General features: G+C 33.4%; 9 protein-coding genes. 4 read left to right on the top strand and 5 right to left on the bottom strand.

What is annotated here, in order from left to right:
* Positions 1–580: 580 nt before the first annotated feature.
* Both glyA and VKJ25_RS00260 read left to right on the top strand, forming a co-directional pair.
* Positions 581–1,858 carry a serine hydroxymethyltransferase gene (gene glyA / locus VKJ25_RS00265; RefSeq protein WP_324234625.1) on the top strand — a complete coding sequence of 426 codons (1,278 nt, stop codon included), beginning with the start codon at positions 581–583 and terminating at the stop codon, positions 1,856–1,858.
* A gap of 660 nt (positions 1,859–2,518) precedes the next feature.
* Positions 2,519–3,577 (top strand): glycosyltransferase family 4 protein, encoded by a 1,059-nt coding sequence (locus tag VKJ25_RS00260; protein ID WP_324234626.1) that lies wholly within the window; start codon positions 2,519–2,521, stop codon positions 3,575–3,577.
* 568 nt (positions 3,578–4,145) lie between these two features.
* Here VKJ25_RS00260 and VKJ25_RS00255 read toward each other — a convergent pair.
* From VKJ25_RS00255 to VKJ25_RS00235, 5 genes are all read right to left on the bottom strand, one after another.
* Entirely contained in the window at positions 4,146–4,379 is a 234-nt protein-coding gene (locus tag VKJ25_RS00255) for a hypothetical protein (protein WP_324234624.1), read from the bottom strand.
* A gap of 21 nt (positions 4,380–4,400) precedes the next feature.
* Positions 4,401–4,940, bottom strand: a complete 540-nt coding sequence (locus VKJ25_RS00250; RefSeq protein WP_324234623.1) for a ParB N-terminal domain-containing protein — start codon at positions 4,938–4,940, stop codon at positions 4,401–4,403.
* Positions 4,937–5,233: a hypothetical protein gene (locus VKJ25_RS00245; RefSeq protein ID WP_324234622.1), complete on the bottom strand. Its 297-nt coding sequence runs from the start codon at positions 5,231–5,233 to the stop codon at positions 4,937–4,939. The genes VKJ25_RS00250 and VKJ25_RS00245 overlap by 4 nt, the downstream gene beginning before the upstream one ends.
* 21 nt (positions 5,234–5,254) lie before the next feature.
* Complete coding sequence (locus VKJ25_RS00240) at positions 5,255–6,358, bottom strand: ParA family protein (RefSeq protein ID WP_324234621.1); 1,104 nt, start codon at positions 6,356–6,358, stop codon at positions 5,255–5,257.
* A 75-nt stretch (positions 6,359–6,433) separates the two neighbouring features.
* A complete protein-coding gene (locus VKJ25_RS00235) occupies positions 6,434–6,928 on the bottom strand; it encodes a hypothetical protein (RefSeq protein ID WP_324234620.1) in 495 nt (164 codons plus the stop codon).
* 918 nt (positions 6,929–7,846) lie between these two features.
* On the opposite strand from VKJ25_RS00235, the gene ychF reads away from it, so the two are divergent.
* Positions 7,847–8,938: a redox-regulated ATPase YchF gene (gene ychF / locus VKJ25_RS00230; protein WP_324234619.1), complete on the top strand. Its 1,092-nt coding sequence runs from the start codon at positions 7,847–7,849 to the stop codon at positions 8,936–8,938.
* Between the two features lie 478 nt (positions 8,939–9,416).
* Entirely contained in the window at positions 9,417–9,782 is a 366-nt protein-coding gene (locus tag VKJ25_RS00225; RefSeq protein WP_324234618.1) for a phage holin family protein, read from the top strand.
* Positions 9,783–10,064 lie beyond the last annotated feature (282 nt).

Below are 10,064 nucleotides of genomic sequence, written 5' to 3'. Positions count from 1 at the left end.
ATCAAAATAGAAACCAAATCAGAGGCAAAACTAGAGGCAAAATTAGAAGTGATTCCTAAGTTGTTAAAAAAAGGCTTCTCTGTTCAAAAAATTGCCGAAATTTGAGAACTAGAAGTTGAGCAAATACCAAAAGTTATTGGTAACTTAAATTAACTTAAATTATAGGTTGGGTTGAGGCAACGAAACCCAACATACTTGTAAAAAAAAGGCTTTTCTGTTCAAAAAATTGCCGAAATTTGAGAACTAGAAGTTGAGCAAATACCAAAAGTTATTAGTAACTTAAATCAACTTAAATTAACTTAAACTGTAGGTTGGGTTGAGGCAACGAAATCCAACAAAAAAGAAACTTAATTTCTTTAAAATAATCGAATTTAAGCAAACTTATTTTCGCTGTTTCCTACTTTTAATCTAAATCAATACATCTATAAGACTACTAATAAAAAAATAATAGAAAAAGAAATTAGGGATGAAAAATTAATCAAAATAATCTTCGATTTTGAATAATAAACCAATACCACATCTAGCTAATTTGGGCATATACATTAATAATGTAGTAATGTAACCTCAAAAAAGAATAAACATGATTAACGCTAACTTTCTAGCAGACACTGACCCCCTAGTAGCCGAACTAATCCAAAAAGAATACGGACGGCAACAAGACCATCTCGAACTAATCGCCAGTGAAAATTTTACCTCACCCGCAGTAATGGCTGCCCAAGGTTCCGTACTCACCAATAAATACGCCGAAGGTCTCCCAGGTAAACGTTACTACGGTGGCTGTGAATTTATCGACGAAATCGAACAAATAGCCATAGACCGCGCCAAACAATTATTTGGAGCTGCCCATGCTAATGTACAACCTCATGCTGGAGCGCAGGCCAACCTTGCCGTATTCCTCACCTTACTACAACCAGGGGATACCATTATGGGAATGGACTTATCTCACGGTGGACATTTGACCCACGGTTCCCCAGTTAACATTTCTGGTAAATGGTTCAAAGTTCATCATTATGGTGTAAGTCAGGAAACAGAAGCGATAGATTATGACCAAGTTCTAGAACAGGCAAAAGAACATAAACCCAAACTGTTAATTTGTGGTTATTCTGCCTATTCTCAAATAATTGACTTTGAAAAATTCCGGGCGATCGCTGATGAAGTCGGAGCTTACTTATTAGCGGATATTGCTCATATCGCTGGTTTAGTAGCAACAGGTCATCATCCTAACCCAGTTCCCCACTGTGATGTGGTGACAACTACTACCCACAAAACTTTAAGAGGTCCACGAGGCGGTTTGATTTTAACCCGCGACCCAGAATTAGGGAAAAAATTGGATAAATCAGTATTTCCCGGAACTCAAGGTGGTCCTTTAGAACACGTTATTGCAGCTAAAGCAGTTGCATTTGGAGAAGCTTTAAAACCAGAATTTCAGACCTATTCCGGCCAAGTTATTGAAAATGCTGCTGCCTTAGCAACTCAACTGCAAAAACGGGGATTAAAAATAGTTTCTGGTGGTACGCAAAATCATGTTATGCTAGTGGATTTAAGATCGGTAAGTATGACTGGTAAAAAAGCAGATAAGTTAATGAGTGGAATTAACGTTACTGCTAATAAGAATACTGTACCTTTTGACCCAGAATCTCCTTTTGTTACCAGTGGCCTCCGACTAGGCTCTCCGGCAATGACAACTCGAGGACTGAAAACTGTTGAATTTACAGAAATAGGCGATATTATTGCGGAAAGATTACTCAATTCAGAAGATAAAGGGGTAGCTCAAAAGTGTCGAGACAGGGTAGCATCATTATGCGATGGTTTTCCTCTTTACCCTCATTTGATGGCTAAAGTCCCTAGTTTAGTCTAATTTTGTTTAATAACTTGATAGGGATAGATAGGAACAAAGTGATATAAATGATGATAAAACGGTAGTCACAATGACCGCCGTTTTATTGGTTACTTTTTTGAAGCCATACCAATATTACAAAAAGGAAATTTAAGATAAAGAGCTTTATCTTATCTTATATTTAAGTTAAGAGATACTGATAACTGATAACTAAAAAAAATAAGCATTCAGTTATGAGCAATCATCTATCAGCAATTAGTAATTAATAATTAGGGTTTGCGCTCAAAAGTTTGTTGGTCAGCTTAGGCAATAGTTACAGGTGTTAATTTTTCTAAATTTTTTCCACTTTGGTGAGGAAAAATCTAGAGTTTTAAAGATTAATTTAGTAATTTATTGTCACTTTGTGTTACCTAAAAAAGCCTTTAATTTTTATCTGTCAATGCTTTTAGATTTAATCAGCAAATTCTAATTACTTCTGAGCTTCGGGAAGGAAACTTATACAGTAACTTTTTATTCTTTCTCAATTTCAAGGATGGCTTTTACCTTCTTCAAAATTAATAGATAATAGCTGATAGCTAATAGCTGACGGCTGAATGCTTACCTAATAACTGATAACTGAATTTAATGATGCTATACCAACTTAACTATTTCTTATTAAATCTTAATCCTCCATTAGTTCAAGTGCCTCATTATATGTACCATTTAATTACTTTAGTTATTTCGACTTTAGTGGTACTTTTAATGACACCAATAATCAAAAAAGTTGGTCTCAAAATGGGGCTAGTCGATAATCCCGGCGGTCGTAAAATTCATCAAAAACCAATTGTTCGTTTGGGAGGAGTTTCTATTTTTTTTGGTAGCCTAATTGCTCTTTTAATTGTTTGGTGGTTAGGAGGATTTATAGATGCTAGTGGTAATATTTTACCTCCAGAAAAAGAGTTTGAAATCTGGGGAGTAACAATCGGTGGTTTAGCTTTTTTTATGATAGGTTTAGCAGACGACTTATTTAATTTATCACCACTACTGAGATTGTTTATGCAAATAATTGCTGCTAGTACAGCTTGGATAGTTGGAGTACAAATTGAGTTTTTGACTATCCCTTTTTATGGATTAGTACATATTAATATATTAAGTTTGCCTGTAACTGTAATTTGGTTGGTAGGTATGGCAAATGCTATTAATTGGATTGATGGTGTAGATGGTTTAGCTGCTGGTGTTTCAGGTATTGCAGCTTTTGTGATGTTAATTGTGAGTATATTTATGGATCAACCAGCAGCAGCTTTAATAGCAGCAGCTTTAGCAGGTGCAACATTAGGTTTTCTCCGTTATAACTTTAATCCAGCTCAAATATTTATGGGGGATGGAGGCTCTTACTATATAGGATTTACTTTAGCAGGAGTAGGAGTAATAGGTTTGGTAAAAGTAACAGCGGTTACTTCTGTTCTTTTACCATATCTAATTTTAGCAGTTCCAATTTTAGATATGTCTGCAGTAATTTTAGACCGTTTACGAAATGGGAAATCTCCTTTTATTGCTGATAAACGTCATCTACATCATCGTTTATTAGATGCTGGTTTATCTCAAAGATTGACAGTTTTTTTCATTTATTCATTAACGCTTTGGGTAGGAAGTTTAGCAATGGCTTTTTCCGGTGTTCCTAGTGGTACAATTTATGCTTTTAGTGCTACAGGTTTACTGGCTTATATAAGTTGGAAAGTCTGGAAACATAAACAAGCTTAAATTTAACAATTAATAATTATAATTAGTGTTTGCTGAAAAAGTCTTTTTTTAGGGGGAGGAGCCAGAAGCTAGAAGCCAGAAGCCAGGAGAAATAGAAATTACAGAAGAGGTAGTCAGAAGAATTATCCCTTTATTTTAGGCTAAATTATAGCAGAAAATCCTAGACTTTTTAGCTTGAAAGACTTAAAAACTGGTACTTTTTTGAGACCTAAAAATGCTAGAAGCTTTTACAGATAAAGCTTTGATATTTACTCAGCCAGACCTAATTAGGGATTGCTGAAAAAATTAGAGTGTGGGAGGGGTGGGGACTGTGGGAAGAGAAAGAAAGTAGGAGAGGTAATTTTACCTTGATTTTTCCCTGCTTGTTTATCCAAAATCCTAACTTTTTGAGCATAAATAGCTAAAAATCGGGTACTTTTTCCCAACCTAAAAAGACTAAAACCTTTATTTATAAAAACTTTTAGATTTATTCAGCAAGACCTAATTATTAATTATTTCGATAAAAATGTAGAGTCTTTAACCAGTATTCATTATTCTCCACTAAAAGTCAGGGAATATTTTTTTCCACTTATAACTCTGTACTCTCGAATAAATAAAATATTTCTTTTAAAGCATTAATCTTACTTTTTCCAATTCCACATTTTAATTTTGTAATTGGTTCTAAGGTTTTCCAATTTTGACGTGGAGCTTCAGTAATACGTTCTGTTGTTTTTGCTAATTCAATTTGTTTAAGTTTACTACTTTCAATTAAATATTTAAGTGCGGCCTGAATTTCATCTTTTGTAGCAATAGAAAGATTCACTTTCTCAGGTTTAGCTATTGGTTAAGGAGTCAGATAAAATACTTCTTTTAAAGCATTAACTTTAGCCGTCGTAATTCCACATCCTAATTTTGTGATAGGTTTAAAATCTTTCCAATACTGACGCGGAGCTTCATCAATACGATTTGTAGCTACTGGCAATTTTACTCCTTTAAGTTTGCTGCCTGATTTTTCAATTAAGTATTGAAGTGCTACTTTAATTTCATCTCTCGTCGCAGTAGAAAGATTTATTTGTGGAGTTTTTTCTCCTGACAAAATTTTGCTAATTTTCTCAGTTTCCTCACTTTCATCAGCAATAATACACCAAACTTTTTCTAAACCAGCAGCTTCAGCTACAGCAAAAATAAAAGAATTGCCAATTACTTGATATTTATCTTCTCCAACTTCTTTAACAATTACAGGTATCCAGTTTCTCCCACCAGTTTCATTCAGAACTTTTGCCGTTGATAAAATTAGAAATTCTGGAGCATTTATTTCTTCTCCAGACTCAATCTTATACATATACAAGTGCATTAAGTTACCAACATCGCTCAAACTACTCATAGTATAAAATACTCCTTAACCAAACTCTTATAATATTCTAAAACTACCCGATCTTTATAAACAGCAGGTACATGAGAAAAAGCCGATTTTGCAATAGAAGCATAATTAGGTAATTGAAATATTTTTCTATTTTTATTTGCTGAAGTATAACTTGGATAAAAATAGGGTAGTAAATCAAATTTATGATTTGGGTCTTTTTTAGTATCCTTAATCAGTTTATCAATATAAACTTGAGCCTCTTTCATTTGAGCTTCTGTAATTTTTTCACCATTGAAGAAAATAGGTAAAACCAAAGGTCCGCCATCTTTTCTATTCTATTGAACTTCAGGTATATATTTTTTGATAGCTATAGCTGCATTTTCTAGGGAAAATAAGTTGTTATGTTTGGCTGGCATTAAAACTGCATCCGCAGCATAAATTGCACTTTTACTAAAAATTCGCCAGTTGGGAGAAGAATCAATCAAGATATAATCATAGTTACTTTTTAATGGCTCTAAGATTTTACTTAACCTGGAAAATTTTATTTCGTGACGCAATTTATCTTCAGCCCAGACTTCGAGAGGTTCATCTTTAGGTATTGGAATTACATCGAAAACAACTTCTTTTTTTAGTTTATTAAATTTAGTTTTGTATGGCTTAATTACATCTATAATATTAATACTTTCATTTACCAAACATTGATTAAAGGTAGGTTTACCTGCTTGAATTGCTAGAGAAGTTGTTAGGTCTCGTTGGTCAGGGTCGAAATCTACAATCAAAACTTTTTTGCCATACAACAATGATAGAGTTGCTGCGGTATTAACTGTAGTTGTAGTTTTTCCTACCCCACCTTTACTATTATAAACTGCTACTGTTAATGCTTTTCGTGGTCTATCAATTTTTTCTTTAATTAATGTAGCAATATTAATAATATTTTCTAAATTAATTTCCAGACAAACTGTTACCGGATGAATAACTTTTCCATGCTTTCTAAATAATTGGATATGATTACCATTGCTAATTATTCCCCACTTCGCCGATCTACATTTTTCTGCTAATAAATACCGTTTTATTTGTTTATCAATCTCTTTATATCCTTTTGAACCAGCAGCTAAATTAATATTCCGAGCTTTTAATTCTACAAGCACATCTGGATTAGTTCTTGTTTGATTAAATATGTCATTTTCCCTATTCAAACGTAGAGCATGATCGACCGCTTGAGTACCAGTTCCTGTAGAAAATTCAGGTACTCTTTCATTTTCTTCAAAACCTAAAAAATTAAATAATTTAGATGCAAAAATATTACTAACTTGCGGTTCATTTGCGTCCTCTGGTAGATTGGTTAAAGCATCTACAAGGGCTTGATTTTTCGCAGCATTATCCATCCGTCGTTCTCTATAGTTAAGTTTAACTATCAGATTAGCACGACAGAGAGGCAAAAAAAATCTAAATTTTATCTTCTTAATTGAAAATTACATCTCTCTATAATTGACTTGAGTTCAAATTACATTGATCTATATGTATTTGTAGGCTCGACAAGCGGTAATTGGATTGAAATTAACATCTATAAATTGCACCCTACTAAAAGTATCAATCCACAAATGAGCACCACATTTTGCCGGGTTATGAGGACTATATACAATCCTACAAGGACCTTTAATTTCTAATTGGAAACCATAGTAATTATGGTTAGTTTGCTTGACAGAAATTACAGGCTTCAATTCCTCTTCTGGATTTTTCGCATTTTCCTTTATCTTATGTTGATTCACATGAATCATAGTAGGTTTAGTACGTTTTTCTTTACACCAATTTCCTTTCGGACCTCTTGTGCCAGGAAAAATGATTGGCATTTCTTCACCTTTAGCTCCATAAACAGGTATGTGCCAAAAGCCATTTTCCTTCCAAGCATTTTTCACTCGACCTTCGCATAATAAATCTCGTAAACGTTTCGGTGAAATACATGATAAATATGCAGCTTCAGTAGTTCCTATGATTCTTTGTTCAACCATTGCGCAATAGTTTTATTAGTCTAATAATTTTAAGTAGCAATTAAATAATACTTTGACTTATTTTCTGGCTAAAAGCTACTAACTTAATAAAATTTAATCTAGATTTTACTTATAACTTATTAAATATATTTTCAAAAAGATATTTGTAAAAAATAAGCAAAGCATCGGTGTGGCGATCGCGCTTACTATTAGACATCTCCAAAAATAAAAATTAAAATCAATTCTTATCTATAAAATAGGGTTTGCGCTTCTTCAGTCTTTTAGTAGCGGGTTTGAGCCAGCAATCCTGCAATCCTGCAATCCAGGGAGAATAGCAGTTATAAAGGAATTAGCTAGAAAAATTGTCTCTTAATTTTTCTCAAGAACAAAACTTTTTCTGTTAACTTTTTTCACCTCTTTGACCTAAAAGCTGATACTTTTTCCAGACATAAAATTGCTAAAACTTTTATCTGTCAATACTTTCATATTTTTTCAGCCAGCCCTAAATATCAATTATTTTTCCTTCTTCCATATTGAGTCGAGGAGATGTCTCTTAAATGAGAAATACTTGAGATTGTTCAGTGTGAATTTTTATAAAAAATGTTTTTCACCCGGTGCAAAATTTAAGATTTCTTCACTGTAGCTCACCTCACAATTTCACAAAGAAAGCAAACTATAGTTTTTTATTTTTTAATTCCTAATTTGAAATGAAACTTGAAGTGATAAATCTCAGGTTCTTTTTTTCTTTCTGCTATCCTAATGTAGATAAGCAATTTTAACTGCTCTTCTAATTCAAGGGCAGAAGATTCTTATAAAGTTGTTTCAGGACTAGCTCAAACCAAGTCCTTTCACTTTTTGATCTTAATTAACTGACCACAGTCGAATCCTGTGGGGCGAAGTAATTTTTAACTTTTAAATTTTGATTTTTGACTTAAATTTATGCTCAGAGCTGGAATTGTCGGACTACCCAACGTCGGAAAATCTACTTTATTTAATGCTTTAGTTGCTAATGCCAAGGCAGAAGCCGCTAACTTCCCATTTTGCACAATCGAACCCAATGTTGGTGTAGTGGCAGTGCCAGATGAGCGACTAAATGTATTGAGTAAAATCTCTAATTCTGTTCAAACTGTTCCTACCAGAATAGAATTTGTGGATATTGCTGGTTTAGTAAAAGGAGCAAGTAAAGGAGAAGGATTAGGTAATCAATTTTTATCGAATATTCGAGAAGTTGACGCCATTGTTCAAGTAGTTCGTTGTTTTGATAGTGAGGATATTATTCATGTCTCTGGTTCGGTCGATCCAGTCAGAGATATTGAAGTAATTAATTTAGAATTAGCCTTATCCGATCTAGCTCAAGTAGAACGACGAATTGAACGAACTAAAAAACAAGCTCGTACCAGTAAAGAAGCTCAGGCAGAACTAGAAGTATTAGAAAAATTAGAGGCTATTTTAAACGAAGGTAAATCAGTCAGAATGGCTGGTTTAGACGAAGAGGAATCTTTAATAATTAAGCCTTTAAATCTATTAACTTCTAAACCCATAATTTATGCTGCTAATGTTTCAGAAGATGACCTAGCAAGTGGAAATGATTGGGTGGAAAAAGTCCGAAATATTGCTGCGATAGAAAATGCTCAAGTTGTGATAATTTCCGCTCAGGTAGAATCAGAATTAATAGAATTACCAGAAGAAGAAAGAGCTGATTATTTAGAATCTTTAGGAGTAGAAGAAGGCGGATTAAAATCTCTAATTAAAGCAACTTATGAATTATTAGGATTGCGGACTTATTTTACTACTGGAGAAAAAGAAACAAAAGCTTGGACGATTAAAGTCGGAATGTTAGCTCCTCAAGCTGCTGGTGTAATTCATACAGATTTTGAAAGAGGTTTTATCCGAGCCGAAACAATTGCCTATGAGGATTTAGTAGCTACTGGTTCCATGACTGCTGCTAAGGAAAAAGGTTTATTGAGGAGTGAAGGAAAAGATTATCTTGTAAAGGAAGGGGATGTTATGCTCTTCCGATTTAATGTTTAGATTTCTGTAAAATAAGCATTCAGCAATTAGCACTCAGCAGTCAGCAAGATTGTTTTTTAAAAGTTAGTAAAGGAAATTTCCACCCAGAACTATTCCGTTCTAATTTCTGACTTTTTGTGCATTAAGGAAAATATGTCTTTTTCAGGATTGAACGTTATATTAACGTAAGCATTCAGCCGTCAGCTAACAGCTATCAAAAGAGTGCTTTTAGTTTGATATAAAAGCTTTACTAATTGAGTCATAATTAAATCTAAACTACAAAAGTTGTATATTGGATTTAAACTCTCTCCTTTTACTGAAAGCTGACAGCTAATAGCTGTTTGCGCAGCATTCCGCAGGAAATGCTTACATATTAACTAATCTCTAAAAGCTACTAAAATATTTACTTTATTTTAGAATCAAATACCTGAGATTTTAACCAGATTTGCTAAATGCTGAATGCTAAAAGCTGATAGCTAGATTAATTAAGGAGAAAAAAATGAGTATTATAGAACTTTTGACACTTTGGTTTGTCACTGCGGTTAGTTTATTTATTATTTCTCAATTGCCTACAGGAGTAGAAATTGATGATTTTAGAATTGCGTTGACTTCTTCAGCAGTTTTTGGATTGTTAAATGCTCTGGTTCGTCCGGTTTTAGTTGGTTTAGCTTTGCCTATTAAGATTGTACTTTCAGGTTTTATTTTCAGTCTACTAATGAATATGCTTATCTTTGGTTTAGCAGCTTGGTTCGTCAGTGGATTTCGTTTACGTTGGGGATTTTGGAGTGCATTAATTGGTGCTTTATCATTAGGTTTTATTAACTCTATTATTTATGAATTACTGAACCGGATAGTGGTAAGTTAAGTAAGGCAGAAGGCAGAAGGCAGAAGGGAATAGCTTTTAGAGCTACTTAACTTATTCTTGCCATAGTTAGTTTTTTGTCTCTACCTACTTAAACCAAAGTTTATATTCAAGGATTAAGTTATTGTAGAAATTCCCATACTTGTCAGGTACAAAACTCCTTGGTTTTAGGGAATAGGGAACACAGAAGGTGGGAATAGGAAATAGAATAAAAACAGATGTAATTTATGACTATCATAAACACTATATTTGTCAGCTTTCAGAAATAAAACTCCATCCTTTAAT

Source organism: Okeania sp. (assembly GCF_035285525.1).
In the GTDB taxonomy this organism is placed as follows: domain Bacteria; phylum Cyanobacteriota; class Cyanobacteriia; order Cyanobacteriales; family Microcoleaceae; genus Trichodesmium.
Note: the sequence above shows the minus strand (reverse complement) of the source record. Positions and strands in the feature narration are given on the sequence as shown.

Coding starts and splice junctions, on each gene's coding strand:
- glyA (WP_324234625.1), top strand. CDS start 581: ATGATTAACGCTAACTTTCTAGCAGACACTGACCCCCTAGTAGCCGAA.
- VKJ25_RS00250 (WP_324234623.1), bottom strand. CDS start 4,940: ATGAGTAGTTTGAGCGATGTTGGTAACTTAATGCACTTGTATATGTAT.
- VKJ25_RS00235 (WP_324234620.1), bottom strand. CDS start 6,928: ATGGTTGAACAAAGAATCATAGGAACTACTGAAGCTGCATATTTATCA.
- ychF (WP_324234619.1), top strand. CDS start 7,847: ATGCTCAGAGCTGGAATTGTCGGACTACCCAACGTCGGAAAATCTACT.
- VKJ25_RS00225 (WP_324234618.1), top strand. CDS start 9,417: ATGAGTATTATAGAACTTTTGACACTTTGGTTTGTCACTGCGGTTAGT.